A 16,058-nucleotide genomic window follows, 5' to 3' on the forward strand; every position below is an offset into this window, starting at 1 on the left:
ATCGCCGCGTCTCATCGGCTCACCACCTCCGGCACACCCAGCAGGACCGGGACCTTCTGTTCCCGCTCCACTTTGAACGAAATGGTCGGATCGGGCGTCCCCGGCGCGTTCACGAAGGACGTGAACCGCGCCAGCTTCTCGGGGTCCTCCAGGACTCCCCGCCACTCGTCCGCGTAGTTCTCCACATGCTTGACCATGGCGGCGTCCAGTTCTTCGCAGATGCCGAGACTGTCGTCGACGATCACCTCGCGCAGGTGGTCCAGGCCGCCTTCCATCTCCTCGATCCAGGGTGCGGTCCGCTGCAACCGGTCGGCCGTCCGCACGTAGAACATCAGGAACCGGTCGATGTAGCGGATCAGCGACTCGGAGTCCACATCGGACACCAGGAGGTCCGCATGCCGCGGCATCGTCCCGCCGTTGCCCCCGACGTAGAGATTCCAGCCCTTCTCCGTGGCGATGACGCCGAAGTCCTTGCCCCTGGCCTCCGCGCACTCCCGCGCGCAACCGGAAACCCCGGCCTTGATCTTGTGCGGCGCGCGGAGACCGCGGTACCGCAGTTCCAGTTCGACGGCCATACCCACGCTGTCCTGCACTCCGTATCGGCACCACGTGGACCCCACGCACGACTTCACCGTGCGCAACGCCTTGCCATACGCGTGACCGGACTCGAACCCGGCGTCCACCAGCCGTCTCCAGATCCGCGGCAACTGGTCGACAGTGGCGCCGAACATGTCGATCCGCTGCCCGCCGGTGATCTTGGTGTAGAGCCCGAACTCCTTGGCCACCTCACCGATCACGATCAGCTTCTCCGGTGTGATCTCCCCGCCCGCCAGGCGCGGGATCACCGAGTAGGTCCCGTTCTTCTGCATGTTGGCCAGGAAGTGATCGTTCGTGTCCTGGAGCGTGGCCTGCTCGCCGTCGAGGATGTGGCCTCCGTCGCCGGAGGTGGTGCCGATGGTCGCGAGGATGGAGGCGACCACCGGCTTGCAGATCGCGCATCCGGATCCGTTGCCGTGCTTGGCGATCAGTTCCCCGAACGTGGTGATCCGGGTGGCCTTGACGATCTCGAACAGCTCCTGCCGGGAGTGCTCGAAGTGCTCGCACACCGCCTTCGACTGCGCCACACCGCAGAGGTCGAGCAGCTTGGACAGCATGGGCACGCACGAGCCGCAGGTGGTTCCCGCCTTCGTGCAGCCCTTGATCGCCGCCACGTTGTCACAGCCCTGGCTGCGGATCGCCTCGGTGATCGCACCCTTGCTGACGCCGTTGCAGGAACAAACCTGTGCCTCGTCCGGCAACGCGTCGACGCCGACTCCCCCGCCTCCGCCCTCCGGGGCGAGCATCGCCGCGGGTTCGGCGGGTAGCGCCCGGCCGAGAAGCGGACGCAGCAGGTTGTACGCGCTCGCGTCACCGACGAGCACACCACCCAGCAGAGTGCCCTCGGACGAGACCACGAGTTTCTTGTAGTAGCCCGAAACCGCGTCGGCGAGCACGACTTCGAGCGCGTCTTCGGCGGTCGCGTGGGCGTCACCGAAACTCGCCACGTCGACGCCCATCAGCTTGAGTTTCGTCGACATGTCGGCGCCCGGGAAGACGCCGTCCTTGCCCAGCAACCGCGCGGCCACGATCTCGGCCATCGAGTAGCCGGGCGCCACCAGGCCGTAACACCGGCCCTCGACCGCCGCGCACTCCCCCACCGCGTAGATGGCGGGATCGCTGGTGCGGCACGAAGAATCGACCAAGATACCGCCACGTTCGCCGACGTCGAGACCGCAGTCGCGGGCCAGTTCGTCACGTGGCCGTACGCCCGCGGAGAACACCACGAGGTCGAGGTCGAGTTCCGTGCCGTTGGTCAGCCTGGTGAGCAACCGGCCGCCGTCACGCTCGATCCGCTCCGCCGATGTTCCGGTGTGGACGGTCAGATCCAGGCCGGTGACCAGCTTGCGCAGCAGGCTGCCACCGCCCTCGTCGACCTGGATCGGCATGAGGCGCGGCGCCATCTCCACCACGTGCGGCGAAAGACCCATGTCGCGCAGGGCTTTCGCCGCTTCCAGACCGAGCAGGCCGCCGCCGACCACCATCGCCGCGGCCCGGCCCCGTTTGATCGCGTTGGCCCGCTCGACGGCTTCGTGAATCGCGTCCAGATCCTCGATCGTGCGGTAGACGAAACAGCCGGGCAGATCGTGACCGGGCACCGGCGGCACGAACGGACGGGACCCGGTCGCCAGGACCAGCGCGTCATAGGGCTGGGTGAACCCGGCCGCCGTGGTGACCGTCCTCGCCTCCCGGTCGATTCGCGCGACGGGGTCGTCGAGCCGCAGCTCCACGTTGTCGTCACCGGGGTAGCCGGAGCCGGCCAGCGTCAGCGTTCCGGCATCCCAACCGTCCACATAGGACGTCAGCGCGACCCGGTCGTACGCCGGGCGCGGCTCCTCGGCGAGCACGACCACCCGCCAGGAGTTGTCAGAGTCTCCGGCTCGCAGTGCTTCGACCAGCCGGTGGCCCACCATCCCGTGCCCGACGACGACCAGGGTCCGCATACTCGTCTTCCCTCCTTGTCCGCTGCTCCGGTGTCCGGATCAGACCTGTGCGCCGGCCAGCGCGAGTCCCTTCTCGCTGACCGGTGCCGATGATTTCCGCAGGTAGACCACCCAGGTGACCACGAAGCACACGCCGTAGAACGCCAGGAACCCGACGAAGGCGGAGACTCCGCTCTTGGTGCTGAGGAACGACTGCCGGAAGGCCAGGTTGATCAGCAGACCGCCGAACGCCCCGATCGCACCGGCCAAGCCGATCAGCGCACCGGAAAGCTTGCGCGCGTTGAGCAGTTCCGCTGCCTCGTCCGCGCCCGCTTCGATCGCCGCCTTCGCCTTCGCGCGGAAGATCGCGGGGATCATCTTGTAGGTCGAGCCGTTCCCGATCCCGGTCAGCACGAACAGCACGATGAACGCGGCGGTGAACATCGCCAGCGACTTCTGCTCGGAGGCGACGATCAGCAGCACCGTCATCACGGCCATTCCGACGAAGTTCCAGAAGGTGACCCGTCCGCCGCCCAGCCGGTCCGACAGCCACCCGCCGACCGGCCGCGACACCGAGCCCAGCAGCGGCCCGAGGAACGTCACGTACGCCGCCTGCAACGGCGTGCGGCCGAACTGGTTCTGCAGCACCAGGCCGAAGGCGAAGCTGTATCCGATGAAGGAGCCGAAGGTGCCGATGTAGAGGAACGACATCACCCACGAGTGGGCGTCCTTCATGACCTCTCGCATGCCCTTCTTGTCGTTGCGCACCGAGGCGATGTTGTCCATGAACAGCGCCGCGCACAGCGCCGCGACCACGATCAGCGGGATGTAGACGGCCAGCACGATCCGCGGTGACGTGGTGCCGCTGGTGGCGATGACCAGCAGGCCGACGAGCTGGATCACGGCCACGCCGATGTTGCCGCCGCCCGCGTTGAGGCCGAGCGCCATGCCCTTGGCCTTCTCCGGGAAGAAGGTGTTGATGTTCGTCATGGACGAGGCGAAGTTCCCGCCGCCGAAACCACCGAGCACCGCGACGGCCAGGAACACGCCCAGCGGTGTGCCGGGCTTCATCACGATGGCCGCGCCGATCGACGGGATGAGCAGCAACAGCGCGCTGACCACGGTCCAGTTGCGGCCACCGAAGCGCGCCACCGCGAAGGTGTAGGGAATCCGCACGCACGAACCGATCAGGGTCGGCGTCGAGGTCAGCAGAAACTTGTCACCGACGGACAGACCGTATTTCGGCCCCATGAAAAGGACCATGACCGACCACAGGCTCCAGATGGAGAACCCGATGTGCTCGGTGAAAATGGAGAACCACAGATTGCGGTTCGCGATCTTCTTTCCGGTCGATGCCCAGAAATCGGCGTTTTCCGGGTCCCAGTGCTCTATCCAGCGCCGGCCGCGGTGCGGCGCGGCTTCGGTGGTCGTGGTCATCATGCTCCTTGCGGTCAGGAGGTCTCGGCCAGCCAGTCCGCGATGCCACACACCGCGTCCCGGCAACTGCCGCAGCCCGTTGTTGCCTTGGTCGCCGAGGCCAGCTCGGCTGTTTTCGTCGCTCCGGCGCGGAATGCCTCGACCAGACGGCCCTTGGTCACCGAGTTGCACCGGCACACCACCGCCGCGGCCGGCAGGTCCGCCGGACTGGTCGCGGAGGTGGCGCCGGAGGGCAGCGCCCGCCCGAGCAGGAGTGCCAGGCGGTCACCGGCGACGGGGACCCCACGGTCGAAGTAGTGGGTGATGGTGGCCGCGGCGTCCGGCACGCCCAGCAGGATCGCACCGGTGACGCGGTCGGAGCGGACCACGAGTTTCGCGTAGCGGCCACGAGACGGATCGGTCAGGCACAACACCTCGGCGCCGGGATCTCCGACCTCGGTGTGCGCGTCTCCCAAAGCGGTCAGTTCGATACCTCGGGCCTTGAGTTTGGTGACGACGTTCGTTCCGCGATAGCGCGCGGAGACGTCGTTTCCGGTCAGCAGGTCGGCGAGCGCCGCGGCCTGTTGCCAGGCGGGCTCGACCAGGCCGGACACGGTGCCGGGATGCTGTGCGCAGTCGCCGATGGCATGGATCCGGCCGTCGCTGGTGCGCAGCGCGTCGTCCACGACCACACCCCGGTCGACGATCAGCCCGGCGTCCTCCGCCAGCGCCGTCGCGGGCCGGACACCCGCCGAAACCACCACCAGGTCGGCGGGCACGGTGCTGCCGTCGTCGAGTTTCAGGCCGTCACCGGGCACGTAGCGGGCAGCGCCCGTGCCGACCCGGAAGTCGATGCCCAGTTCGCCGAGCGCCCGTGCGAGCACCTGACCCGCGCCGGAATCGAGCTGCCGTTCCATCAGGTGACCGGCGGGATGCACCACGGTCACGAGCTGTCCTCGCCCGGCGAGCCCGCGAGCCGCCTCCAACCCGAGCAGGCCTCCCCCGAGCACCGCCACCGGCGCGCCGGCCCTGGCCCCGGCCAGGATGCGATCGCAGTCGTCGAGCGTACGAAAGGTCACCACACCGGGCGACGGGCTCCCGTCGTCGAGCGTGAGACCTTCGACCGGGGGAAGCCACGGCCTGCTGCCCGTGGCCAGCACGAGCGCGTCATAGTCCACAGTGGACCCGTCCGCCAGATGGAGCAGGCGGGCCGCCCGGTCGATCCGCGTGACATCGGCGCCGGTCCTCAGGTCGATGCCGTGCGCGGACGCCCACTCCTCGTCGTGCAACCGCACCAGTTCGGGGCGCATCGTCCCGGCGACGATGGCGGACAACAGGATCCGGTTGTAGGCGGCGTGCCGCTCCGCGCCGATCACGGTCAGCGAGACCCGCTCACCGTGCGGGTCACGGGCACGGATCTCGTCGGCCAGGCGCGCGCCCGCCATGCCGTAACCGACCACCACCACCCGCCGCGTCATCGTGCAGCACCCCCGGCCTTCTCGAGCCGGACGGCACAGACCTTGAACTCCGGCATCCGGCTGGTGGGGTCGAGCGCCGGGTTGGTGAACAGGTTCGCGCGCTGCGCACCCGGGAAATGGAAGGGCAGGAACACCACGTCCGGCCGTGCCGACGCGGTGTGCCGTACCCGCGCGACGGTCTCGCCACGACGGGAAACGACCTTCGCCCAGTCGCCGTCGGCGAGGCCGGACCGCGCGGCGGTCTCCGGATGGACCTCCACGTACGCCTCCGGCACGGTCTCGTTGAGTTCGGCGATCAGCCGCGTCTGCGCGCCGGACTGGTAGTGCTGGAGGACACGTCCGGTGGTGGCGTGCAAGGGAAATTCCGCGTCCGGCGTTTCCGCGGGACCACGGTGGTCGACCGGAACGAACCGGGCGCGGCCGTCGGCGTGCGCGAAGGCGTCGAGGAACATCCTCGGCGTGCCAGGGTGATCGTCGCCCGGCACCGGCCAGTACAGGGCTTCACCGTCGCGAAGCCGTTCGTAGCTGACACCCGAGTAGTCCGCGAGACCACCCCTCGAAGCCTCGCGGAGTTCGGTGAACACGGTTTCGGCGTCGGTGGAGAACCGCTCCGGCGGCTGCCCGAGCCGCGTCGACAGTTCGTTGAGGACTTCGAGATCGGTCCGCACCCCCGGGGGTGGGTCGATCGCCGCACGACGCAACAGGATCCGCCCTTCGAGGTTGGTCATCGTCCCGTCTTCTTCCGCCCACTGCGTGACCGGGAGAACGACATCGGCGAGCGCGGCGGTCTCGGACAGCACCAGGTCGGCCACCACCAGAAGGTCCAAAGTAGACAGCTTTTCCGCGATGTGCGCCGAGCGCGGCGCCGAAACGACGACGTTGCTGCCGAACACCAACAGACCGTGCGGACCGTTCTCGCCGCCCAGCGCGTCCAGGAGTTCGTAGGCAGAACGGCCCGGACCTGGCAACGAGTCGGCCGGTACGCCCCACACCCGCGCCACGTGCGCCCGCGCGGCCGGGTCGTCGATCTTGCGGTAGCCGGGAAGCTGGTCGGCCTTCTGACCGTGTTCACGACCGCCCTGGCCGTTGCCCTGGCCGGTAAGGCAGCCATAGCCGGAGCCGGCGCGCCCCGGAAGGCCGAGGGCGAGCGCGAGATTGATCCAGGCGCTGACCGTGTCCGAGCCGCTCGCGTGCTGTTCGGCGCCCCGCGCCGTGAGAATGTAGGCGTTGCCCGCCTCGGCCAGCAGGACGGCCACCCGGCGCTGGTCCGCCGCCGAGACCCCGGTGACCCGCTCGACCCGCTCGGGCCACCAGCGGGCGACGATCCGCCACACGGCTTCGAACCCCTGCGTTCGGGTGTCCACATAGGATGAATCGAGCATGCCATCGGCGACCAGCGCGTGCAGGATGCCCAGCGCGAGCGCCAGATCCGTGCCGGGTGCGGGCGCCAGGTGCAGACTTGCCTGCTCCGCGGTCGGGGTCCGCCGGGGGTCGACCACGACCAGCGACCCGGTGTCGGCCGCATGACGGAGATGCTGCATGAACGGCGGCATGGTCTCCGCCGGGTTCGCGCCGACCAGCAGCACCACGTCCGCCTCGCCGAGATCGGTGAGGGGGAAGGGCAGGCCACGGTCGACCCCGAAAGCTTTCGTGCCGGCCGCGGCGGCCGAGGACATGCAGAACCGGCCGTTGTAGTCGATCTGCGAGGTGCCGAGCGCCACCCGCGCGAATTTGCCCAGCAGATAGGCCTTTTCGTTGGTGAGGCCGCCACCGCCGAAGATCGCGACCCCGTCCTTGCCGTGGCGTGACTGGATTTCGGTGATGCCACGGACGATCCGGGTGAGCGCGTCGTCCCAGGAGCCGGGAACGAGTTCGCCGTCGACGCGGATGAGCGGTGAGGTCAACCGGGCCGGCGAGGTGAGCAGACTGCCGGAGGTCCAGCCCTTCTGGCACAGACCTCCGCCATTGGCCGGGAAGTCCCTGGGCGCGACCGTGGTCCCGGAGAGGCTCATCCCGCACTGCAACGCGCAGTAGGGGCAGTGCGTGTCCGTCCGGGTGCCCGTCCCGGTCCGGGGTTCCGCAGCGAGCGTCACGCGCGCCTCCTTCCGACTCGTTCGACGGTAGGAAGGGCGTGTTACCTGAAAATGGCGCCGTGTTTCAGGCGTTTGACATTGCTTGCGTATTACCCGGACGCTGCCCGTGAGAAGTGACCGCCACGCGCAGCGTGTCCGTTGAGGGTGGTGGTGGGAGACGCTGGATGTGGACCGCCGCCCGCAGGGCATCCGTTGAGGGTGGTGGTGGGAGACGGGTGGGGGTGATGCGGCGCACTCACAGGACTTCGCTCACGGCGCTGGCGGCCGCGCGAAGCCCGTCGAGGGCGGAGATCGTGGACCGGGGATCGAGCGCGTGGCCGGCCAGCCGGAACAGTAGTGCCCGCAGCAGCAGTTGGGGCCACTCGGGCAGGTGCGACCAGCGGCGGAGGAACTCGACATCGGCGCCGCCCCAGGAAACCGCGTCCACCGCGGCGACGGCGGCGCCCCATTCGGCGGGACGGTAGTAGGGGTCGAACTCGACGATCCCGGGCGGCGCCGGACCGTCGAAGAGCACGGTGCCGTACAGGTCGCCGGGCACGACCTGGTCGGGCAACCGCACCTGTCTTCGCGCGACCGCGAGAACCTCGAACCAGCGCCCGCCCTTGGTTTCCTCGATCGCGACGTTCGCCTCTCCCCAGGCGATACGATCCGCGAGCGCGGCGGTGTCGTCACGGCGAAAGCCGGGCCGCGGCTCGTCCGCGAGAGCCCCCGCCAGTTTCAGCGCGGCGAGGATGATCTGGTCGTTCCGGTATTCGGGCCCGCCCTCCAGGTACCGGCTCGCCACCCAGCCGCCGACGATCCACCGCCCGTCGCTCGCGCGGACCGGGCGGGCGACGCGCAACTCCGGAACGTCGACCCGGTGCAGCGTGCGCGCCAGCCACACCGCGCGGGCCCGGTCGCTCACCTGCTTGAGCACCAGCCCGCCACACCGCCACACGGATGTGCCCGGCAACCGCTCCGGCCCGTCCGCGACCCCGAACGCGGTGAGTACGCGCTCCGGCGGGCTCTCACGGACTCCCGGGGCGATGGACACGCGGCGAGATTACCGGCTGAAAGTGCGCAAGTCGCCGGATTCGCACCACGATCACGCCCCGCACCCAACCGTTGACCTGCGGAAACCCCCAGGGAGCCACCATGGCCGCCTCCGTTTACGAAGCAAGGGGCGTTTACTACGGATAGCTGTGCCCGATCGGCGGCCGGACGAAAAGCATGTCCGGCCGCATGCAGCAGCCTCCGGCGGTCGGCTCAGCCTGGATGCCGCTACCGTTGCCGCCTCCGGCCGAGTAAACGCCCCTTGCTCGCTAAAAACGCCGAGCCGTCAGTACGTCGGCAGGCTCGTGTCGATCTGCCTCGCCCACGCGAGTACCCCGCCGCCGAGATGCGTCGCGTCCCGGAAACCGGCGCGGTGCAGCGCGGCGAGTGCCTCCGCCGAGCGCGCGCCCGACTTGCAGTGCAGCACGATCGGCTTGTCCTGCGGCAGTTCCGCGAGCGCCTCACCGGAGAGGATCCGGTCCTTCGGGATGAGCTTGGCGCCCTTGATGTTGACGATCTCGTACTCGTTCGGCTCGCGGACGTCGATGAGTTCGAAGTCCTCGCCCGCGTCGAACTTCGCCTTCAGCTCGGCCGGGGTGATCGTGTGCCCCGCCGCCGCCTCGGCCGCGTCCTCGCTGACCACGCCGCAGAACGCGTCGTAGTCGATCAGCTGGGTGATCTTCGGCGTCTCCGGGTCCTTACGGATCTTGACCTCGCGGTAGCGCATCTCCAGCGCGTCGTAGCTGATCAGGCGCCCGAGCAGCGGCTCACCGATGCCGGTGATGAGCTTGATCGCCTCGGTCACCATGATCGACCCGATGGACGCGCACAGCACGCCCAGCACGCCGCCCTCCGCGCACGAGGGCACCATGCCCGGAGGCGGCGGCTCGGGGTAGAGGTCGCGGTAGTTGAGGCCCTTGCCGTTCGGCGCGTCCTCCCAGAAGACGCTGACCTGTCCCTCGAACCGGAAGATCGAACCCCACACGTAGGGCTTGCCCAGCAGCACGGCGGCGTCGTTGACCAGATAGCGGGTGGCGAAGTTGTCCGTGCCGTCGACGATCAGGTCGTAGTCACGGAACACGTCCAGCGCGTTGTCGGTGGTCAGCTGCTCGTTGTGCAGCCGGACCTCGACGAACGGGTTGATCTCGGCGATCGACTCCTTCGCCGAGACGGCCTTCGGTTTGCCCACATCGGACTGCCCGTGGATGACCTGGCGTTGCAGGTTGGACTCGTCGACCACGTCGAAGTCGATCACGCCGAGCGTGCCGACCCCGGCCGCGGCGAGATACAGCAGCGCGGGACTGCCCAGGCCACCGGCACCGATCACCAGGACCTTCGCGTTCTTGAGCCGCTTCTGACCGTCCATCCCGACATCCGGAATGATCAGATGCCGGCTGTACCGGGCCACCTCTTCCCTGGTCAGCTCGGCGGCGGGCTCGACCAGCGGCGGCAGCGTCCCTGACATCGCTCCTCCATACTCGCGCGGGGTACGAGGGCGGCTTCCCCGCCCGTGTTCGCATTTCGCTTCCCCGACTGTTCACAACACACCGTAGGGCCTGTGTCTTCCCAGCCGTCCCAGATCCTGGGAGTCAGCCTGGCGTGCGGTCGCCGAGTTCGGGCACGGGCCACGAGTTCGGCTTGCACACCTTGCCGTCGGCGGGCACGGCCGTCTTGTTGTACTGGTCCACCGAGTTGAGCTGGGCGACGTAGTCGTTGCTCACGCCGAAGGTCTGCTGCATCATCACCGGCGCCGGCCCACCGTTGTCCGTGCAGCCGACGTGGCCCAGGCCGAGCGCGTGACCGACCTCGTGGTTGATCGCGTACTGTCGGTAACCGGTCATGTCGGCGCCGAACGCCTTGGCGCCGCGCACCCACCGCGCCAGGTTGATGACCACGCTGTGCTCGAAGCCCTTGACGTAGCACGAGGTCGGGTACTGGATCCCGAACCCGCACAGGTCCGGTCTCGTGGCCGAGTTCATGCTGGTCAGCCGCACCCGGAAATTCGGGGCAGGGCCGGTCCCATCCACCCGTTGCAGCGAGATGTCACCGGCGCCGATCCAGCTCCGGGGATCCGACAGGATGCCCTCGACGGCCGCCGCGAAGGCGTCGTCACCGGCATAGCTGGACGGGTCTATCCCGTCCTCGACCTCCACCGTGTACCGGTAGAAGTGCGCCCCGGTCCCGGCTTTCTTCCCACTGTCACCGCTCTTGGCCAGGGGAACCACATGCCAGGTGCCCTTCCCGGTCTCGGTGAAGGCGCCGCCCTGGGGGAGATCGGCCGTCGGGATGTTCAGGTTCGCCGGCGCGGCGGGCCGCTCCGACACCACGGCGCCACCGTCACTGCCGGTGCCCGCGGCGGAAGGCTGGGTCACGGAGCCGTTTTGCGGGGGCTGACGAGTGGTGTTGATCACCACCAGAATGGTCGCCACGAGGAAGAGCGGCACCACGTAGACGCGCCAGCCGAAAATCCCGGCAACCCGCCTCCAGCCACTGTCGCGCTGGGGTCCGCCCTCGCGCGCTCCCTGCCGATCCGGTTTCCACGAGGCGCTCAGCGGGTCCGCCGAGATGCGCCTGCCACCCGGCTGGTACCGCTGCTCGTCACCCCGCCGTATCCGGCGCCGCGGCTCGCCCGAGGGTGTGTCGTGGGCCCGCTCCCGGCCTTTCCGCCCATCCTTCGCCGCCCGGTTCACGCGCTCAGGGTGCCACACACCGGCAGCACCCCTGACGGGGACCATGCGTGAGCGCAATCTGACGCTCGGTTGCGGAATTGCCCTTACCAGTCATTCTGCTCGACGCGCTCCCACATGCCCAAAATCGCCTTCGCCACCGCGACCGGCCGTTCCATCTGCGCGACGTGGCCGGTCCTCGGCAACACCAGCAACCGCGCCCGGCGAAGCGCCTTCGCCGTGCGGGCGGCCCTGGTCACCGAGATCACCTTGTCTTCGGTACCCCAGATCACGAGCGCGGGAACATCCACCTTCGGTGCGACCGCCCACAGCGAAGCCGTTCCCCGGGCGAACCAGGTCCGGAAGATGGCGAACGTGCTTCGTGCCAGCGCCGGGTTCGCCCAGGCGAAGGCGGCCCTCGCGCTGTGTTCCTCGGCGAGTTCGTCCAGCCGGTGCGGGGGAAACGCCGACGGGTCCGCGTAGCAGAGGCGGATCACCTGCTCGGCACGTTCCCGCGGCCCGTAGGCGGCCAGCCTCCGCCGCACCGGGCGACCGACCAAGGGCAGATAGGCCAGCGCCATCAACGGATCGGACAGCCGCCGCGGATCGGGCCTGCGGTCGGGCATCGCGGGCGAGATCAGCGTCAGCGTGCGCACCAGTTCGGGGCGCCGGGCGGCGAGCAGGAGTGAGATGGCCCCGCCCATCGAGTTCCCGACCAGGTGGACCGGCCCCTCGTCGAGTCGCTCGACGAACCGGCCGAGGAACTCGGCGTGCGCGTCGAGACTGAAGTCGAAACCGGGCTGAGGCTCGGAGAACCCGAAGCCGGGCAGGTCCAGGGCCATCCCCTGGCCGTGCGGGGCGAGCAGTGCGGCGAGGTCCGTCCAGTTGGTCGACGACCCCCCGAGACCGTGCACATAGACGACCGTCACGTCCGCGGCCCCGGGCGTGCGCCGCAGATGGACCGAGATGTCGCCGAACGTCTCGGTTTCCCCTGGCCAAGGTCTCAGCTTCGGATCAAGGGCAGGCAACGGCTTCGCCGACAGCGGAACGTGAGTGAGAGGTGTCTGCCGGTCAGAAGGCGTCCCGGGACGTGTTTCCGTCATTTGTTCAGGATGCCTATGCGGCCCGGCACTTGGCGACTTGGCGGTACCGCCGAGTAATCTTTGAATCGTTCAACGCAGGAGGGGACCATGACCGAGATCGCGCCGGCACAGCAACGGGGGGTGCGGCTTCCCCGCACGGAGCGGCGGGCGCAACTGCTTGCCGCGGCACAACGGGTGTTCTCGGCCAACGGGTACCACGCCGCGGCGATGGACGAGATCGCCGAGCAGGCGGGTGTGTCCAAGCCGGTCCTCTACCAGCACTTCCCCGGCAAACTCGATCTCTACATCGCGCTGCTGGAAAACCACGTCGACACACTGGTCCGCGCGGTGCGTGACGCCCTGGCCTCGACCGCGGACAACAAGCAGCGCGTCCAGGCCGCGGTCGGCGCATTCTTCGACTTCGTCAACGGCGACACCGGGGCCTATCGCATGATCTTCGAGTCCGACCTGCGCGGCGAGCCCGCGGTCCAGGAGGCCGTGGACAGGGCGACCTCGGACAGCGTGGAGGCGATCACCGCGACCATCACCGCGGACGCCGGTCTCGACGAGGACAAGGCCATGATGCTGGCGGTCGGCTTGGTCGGTCTCAGCCAGGTCAGTGCCCGGTTCTGGCTGTCGCATCACAGCACGATGAGCCGCGAGGAGGCGGTCGCCCTCACCGCGACCCTTGCCTGGCGCGGGATCGGCGCCGGCTTCCCGCTCCAGCATCCGCCGCAGTGACCAGCAGCGCGCTCAGCCGCGCGGCGACCTCCCGGGTGCGTTCGTAGGTCAACTCGTGCCCGGCTCCCGGGTAACACACGAACTCGGCCTCGGGCAGCTCTTCCGCGATCACCCTGGCGTGGGGCAACGGCGTGATCCGGTCACGTTCGCCGACCAGAATCACCACACGCTTGTCCCGTAGCCTCGCCAGCGCCTCCCGCCGGTCGTGTCCGGACATGGAGTCGCGGAAGCCGCCGATACTGCTGGGATGGGCCCGCAGGAACTGTCCGGTCATGGCGCGGACACCGGCCTTGTCGGCACCCTTGCCGAACGCCAGCCACCGGATCGCGGGCCGCGCCAATACCGCGGGCACCGGCACGAACTCCTTGCCGTAGCGGGAAAGCATTCGCCCGAGCGCCTTGTCCGCACGCGCCGCCGCCCGCCCGGCCGCGCCGTTCAGGCCGAGCGTCAGGCGGTCCATGCTGGCGGACGAAGTGGCGATGAACGCCACGCCGGCCACCCGCTCGCGCACCAGTTCCGGGTGCCGCTCGGCCAGCGCCATCACGGCCATCCCGCCCATCGAATGTCCGGCCAGCACCAGTTCCCCGGACGGCACCAGTTCGCCGATCAGCTCGGCGAGGTCGTCGGCGAGCTGGGCCAGGGTCGCGGTCCCCTGGCGTGCCGGGCCCGACCCGCCGTGGCCGCGGTGGTCGTACCGGATCACCCGCATTCCCGGCGGGAGCAGCGGCAGCACCGGTTCCCACTCGGTGTGGTCCTGCGTCCAGGCGTGGACCAGCACGAGCGTCGGTGACTCGCCCGGGGAACCGGAGTTTCGCACGAACAACGCGGTCCCGTCGCTGGTGACGAAACGGCCACTCATCACGTGCCTCCCACATCTCCGCGCCGCCGGGGAAGGAGTTAGGGGAGCAAGGTGGCTTTACTACGGATAGTCCGTAGTAAAGCCACCTTGCTCCCAATAAAGTGTGTGTAACTTGAGGTAACAGTTACCTCTGGTAGCATCACGGCTGTGACGGATCGTGTCAAGCGGGAGAAGGCCGGGGCCGCTCCCACCGGCGACGCTCGCCGGGACCGGTGGCGCAAGCACCGCGTCCAACGCCGGGCGGAATTCGTGGAAGCAGCGCTCCGGGCGCTCGACGAGCACGGCCCGGATCTGGCGATGGAGGACGTGGCCGCCGCCGCCGGAGTCACCAAGCCCGTGTTGTACCGGCATTTCGAGGACAAGGCGGACCTCTACGAGGCGCTCGGCCGGCGCGGCACCGAGATCCTGTTCTCACGGCTGGTCCCGGCGATCAACGCCGAACTCGCCCCGGTGCCACGGATCCGGACCGCGCTCGACGCCTTCTTCGCCGTCATCGAGGAACATCCGAACCTCTACCGTCTGCTGGCCCGCGGGACCTTCGCCGGCAAGCCCGCCGACTCCGACGTCGTCGCCGAGGACAAGGAACTCATCGCGACGGCACTGAGCACGCTGCTCGGCGACTACATGCGCATGTTCGGCATGGACTCCGGCGCGGCCGAACCATGGGCGTACGGGATCGTCGGCATGGTGCAGAACACCGGCGAATGGTGGCTCGACCGGCGGTCGATGAGCCGGGACGCCGTCGTGGAGTACCTGACCCGGATCATCTGGGCCGCGATCGACGGCCTGGCGCGGGAGTACGACATCACCATCGACCCGAACCTGCCCCTAGAAGCGAACAAGGTCGTACAGCTCAGGTCGGAACAGCCGGACGCGGGGTGAGCTGTCCGGCGAGGACGGTCACGCGGGCGCTTGAACTGCAGGAAGGTGTGTTTACTACGGACTATCCGTAGTAAACACACCTTCCTCCACTACGTCCGATGACCAGCCCTCACCAGGCCCGTTCCGGTCTTCCGGACGGCCGGTCAGGCTCCGACGGCGAAGCCGACCTTCCGCACGTCGGTCGGGGCTATCTCCACATACGCGATGCGGTCGGACGGAATAAGGAACTTGCGGCCTTTGTCGTCCGTCAGGCGGAACACCCCGTCATCGGTCTTCAACGCGTTGGCGACCAGTGACTCGACCTCCTCGGCCGACTGGCCGCTGGACACCACCAGCTCGCGCGGCGTGTCCTTGATGCCGATCTTGACCTCCACGTGCGACCTCCGCCAGGTTCGAAGAGCTTTGTGCAAGGTCAAGGCTAACCGAGTCCCAGCACCTGCATCCGCTTGGTGTGCCCCTGCTGCAACCTCCGGAGGAGCCCCGCGATTCCCGAAAGATCACCCGAGCCGGACACGATCAGCTCGGCCAGACCGTCGCGTTCGGCGGCCACGTACTGCGCCTGGGTCAGGCCCTCGCCGAGCAGACGCCGGCCCCACAGCGCGAGCCGGTCCCGTGTCTTCGGGTCGGCGGCGATGGCCGAGGCGACCTCACGTTCGGCGAACGCCGAGTGCCCGGTGTCGGCGAGCACGGTCCGCACGAGGTCGGCCGTCTGGGTGTCCAGCCAGTTGGCCACCTCGCGGTAGAAGTCGGCCGCCAGGCCGTCCCAGACGTAGGCCTTCACCAGCGACTCCAGCCACGACTTCGGCGCGGTCGAAGCATGGTAGGCGTCGAACCGCTCGACGAAGGGGGTCATCGCGTCCTCCACCGCGACGCCGTGCTCGGCGAGGAACCGGGCGAGCAGGTCGTAGTGGCCGATCTCGGCGGCAGCCATCGACGCCAGCGCGGCACGCCCGGACAGGGTGGGCGCACTGCGCGCGTCCTCGGCCAGCCGGTCGAACGCCGACAGCTCGCCGTAGGCGATCACGCCGAGCAGGTCCACCACGCCTTCGCTGATCTCTCGTGTCACGGCCGTGAGCGTAACCGCAGGATCACGTCGAGGGGTGGTTTGGCACGAACCCGGCCCGTGCACCTTGGCGCCCGACAGGGCCGCCCGAGACACACCGAGACCCAAAAACCCTGCTCCCGGAGCACGGGCGGTACAATCCTTGGTGTATTGACCGAAGCTACCGTCACAACGGCAGGGCGCCTAGCAGGGACAACGCTCCCGTAGACGGATAGCGTGAGCGGCTG

At 68.8% G+C, this 16,058-nt stretch carries 13 protein-coding genes; 2 read left to right on the plus strand and 11 right to left on the minus strand.

The genetic code is table 11. The features are described 5' to 3' along the window. Positions 1-11 precede the first annotated feature (11 nt). The 8 genes from nirB to ACFSXZ_RS37235 all read right to left on the minus strand — a co-directional run bounded on the left by nirB (position 12) and on the right by ACFSXZ_RS37235 (position 12,307). The gene (gene nirB / locus ACFSXZ_RS37200; RefSeq protein ID WP_378270847.1) at positions 12-2,540 is read right to left on the minus strand and encodes a nitrite reductase large subunit NirB; all 2,529 of its coding nucleotides are present in this window, start codon (positions 2,538-2,540) and stop codon (positions 12-14) included. A 39-nt stretch (positions 2,541-2,579) separates the two neighbouring features. After that, positions 2,580-3,956, minus strand: coding sequence for a nitrate/nitrite transporter (locus ACFSXZ_RS37205; protein WP_378270849.1), 1,377 nt, complete (start codon positions 3,954-3,956; stop codon positions 2,580-2,582). A 14-nt stretch (positions 3,957-3,970) separates the two neighbouring features. Continuing rightward, entirely contained in the window at positions 3,971-5,413 is a 1,443-nt protein-coding gene (locus ACFSXZ_RS37210) for an FAD-dependent oxidoreductase (protein WP_378270850.1), read from the minus strand. Continuing rightward, positions 5,410-7,425 carry a molybdopterin oxidoreductase family protein gene (locus ACFSXZ_RS37215; RefSeq protein WP_378271056.1) on the minus strand — a complete coding sequence of 672 codons (2,016 nt, stop codon included), beginning with the start codon at positions 7,423-7,425 and terminating at the stop codon, positions 5,410-5,412. The genes ACFSXZ_RS37210 and ACFSXZ_RS37215 overlap by 4 nt, the downstream gene beginning before the upstream one ends. A gap of 316 nt (positions 7,426-7,741) precedes the next feature. Beyond that, positions 7,742-8,539, minus strand: coding sequence for a TIGR02569 family protein (locus tag ACFSXZ_RS37220; protein ID WP_378270852.1), 798 nt, complete (start codon positions 8,537-8,539; stop codon positions 7,742-7,744). 285 nt (positions 8,540-8,824) lie between these two features. After that, positions 8,825-10,003: an adenylyltransferase/sulfurtransferase MoeZ gene (moeZ, locus tag ACFSXZ_RS37225; RefSeq protein WP_378270853.1), complete on the minus strand. Its 1,179-nt coding sequence runs from the start codon at positions 10,001-10,003 to the stop codon at positions 8,825-8,827. 124 nt (positions 10,004-10,127) lie between these two features. Further along, on the minus strand, positions 10,128-11,228 hold the full coding sequence (locus tag ACFSXZ_RS37230; RefSeq protein ID WP_378270854.1) for a DUF3152 domain-containing protein: 1,101 nt from the start codon (positions 11,226-11,228) through the stop codon (positions 10,128-10,130). An 83-nt stretch (positions 11,229-11,311) separates the two neighbouring features. Continuing rightward, entirely contained in the window at positions 11,312-12,307 is a 996-nt protein-coding gene (locus ACFSXZ_RS37235) for an alpha/beta fold hydrolase (protein WP_378270856.1), read from the minus strand. 87 nt (positions 12,308-12,394) lie between these two features. On the opposite strand from ACFSXZ_RS37235, the gene ACFSXZ_RS37240 reads away from it, so the two are divergent. Further along, positions 12,395-13,027: a TetR/AcrR family transcriptional regulator gene (locus ACFSXZ_RS37240; protein WP_378270857.1), complete on the plus strand. Its 633-nt coding sequence runs from the start codon at positions 12,395-12,397 to the stop codon at positions 13,025-13,027. Here ACFSXZ_RS37240 and ACFSXZ_RS37245 read toward each other — a convergent pair. Beyond that, positions 12,963-13,886, minus strand: coding sequence for an alpha/beta fold hydrolase (locus tag ACFSXZ_RS37245; RefSeq protein ID WP_378270859.1), 924 nt, complete (start codon positions 13,884-13,886; stop codon positions 12,963-12,965). The two genes, ACFSXZ_RS37240 and ACFSXZ_RS37245, sit on opposite strands and share 65 nt — an antisense overlap. 138 nt (positions 13,887-14,024) lie before the next feature. Between ACFSXZ_RS37245 and ACFSXZ_RS37250 the strand changes: the two genes are divergently transcribed. Then, positions 14,025-14,768, plus strand: coding sequence for a TetR/AcrR family transcriptional regulator (locus ACFSXZ_RS37250; protein WP_378271057.1), 744 nt, complete (start codon positions 14,025-14,027; stop codon positions 14,766-14,768). 143 nt (positions 14,769-14,911) lie between these two features. Here the strand turns inward: ACFSXZ_RS37250 and ACFSXZ_RS37255 are convergent, their stop codons facing one another. Beyond that, entirely contained in the window at positions 14,912-15,142 is a 231-nt protein-coding gene (locus ACFSXZ_RS37255) for a DUF3107 domain-containing protein (protein ID WP_378270861.1), read from the minus strand. Positions 15,143-15,186: 44 nt separating this feature from the next. After that, positions 15,187-15,834: a ferritin-like fold-containing protein gene (locus tag ACFSXZ_RS37260; RefSeq protein ID WP_378270863.1), complete on the minus strand. Its 648-nt coding sequence runs from the start codon at positions 15,832-15,834 to the stop codon at positions 15,187-15,189. Positions 15,835-16,058: the final 224 nt, after the last annotated feature.

The sequence above is a fragment of the Amycolatopsis pigmentata genome (genome assembly GCF_042684065.1).
Classification (GTDB): domain Bacteria; phylum Actinomycetota; class Actinomycetes; order Mycobacteriales; family Pseudonocardiaceae; genus Amycolatopsis_E; species Amycolatopsis_E pigmentata.

Bases quoted from the DNA above. Each gene is read 5' to 3' on its own strand.
- nirB (WP_378270847.1), bottom strand. From the start codon at position 2,540: ATGCGGACCCTGGTCGTCGTCGGGCACGGGATGGTGGGCCACCGGCTG.
- ACFSXZ_RS37205 (WP_378270849.1), bottom strand. From the start codon at position 3,956: ATGACCACGACCACCGAAGCCGCGCCGCACCGCGGCCGGCGCTGGATA.
- ACFSXZ_RS37210 (WP_378270850.1), bottom strand. From the start codon at position 5,413: ATGACGCGGCGGGTGGTGGTGGTCGGTTACGGCATGGCGGGCGCGCGC.
- ACFSXZ_RS37215 (WP_378271056.1), bottom strand. From the start codon at position 7,425: ATGAGCCTCTCCGGGACCACGGTCGCGCCCAGGGACTTCCCGGCCAAT.
- moeZ (WP_378270853.1), bottom strand. From the start codon at position 10,003: ATGTCAGGGACGCTGCCGCCGCTGGTCGAGCCCGCCGCCGAGCTGACC.
- ACFSXZ_RS37235 (WP_378270856.1), bottom strand. From the start codon at position 12,307: ATGACGGAAACACGTCCCGGGACGCCTTCTGACCGGCAGACACCTCTC.
- ACFSXZ_RS37240 (WP_378270857.1), top strand. From the start codon at position 12,395: ATGACCGAGATCGCGCCGGCACAGCAACGGGGGGTGCGGCTTCCCCGC.
- ACFSXZ_RS37245 (WP_378270859.1), bottom strand. From the start codon at position 13,886: ATGAGTGGCCGTTTCGTCACCAGCGACGGGACCGCGTTGTTCGTGCGA.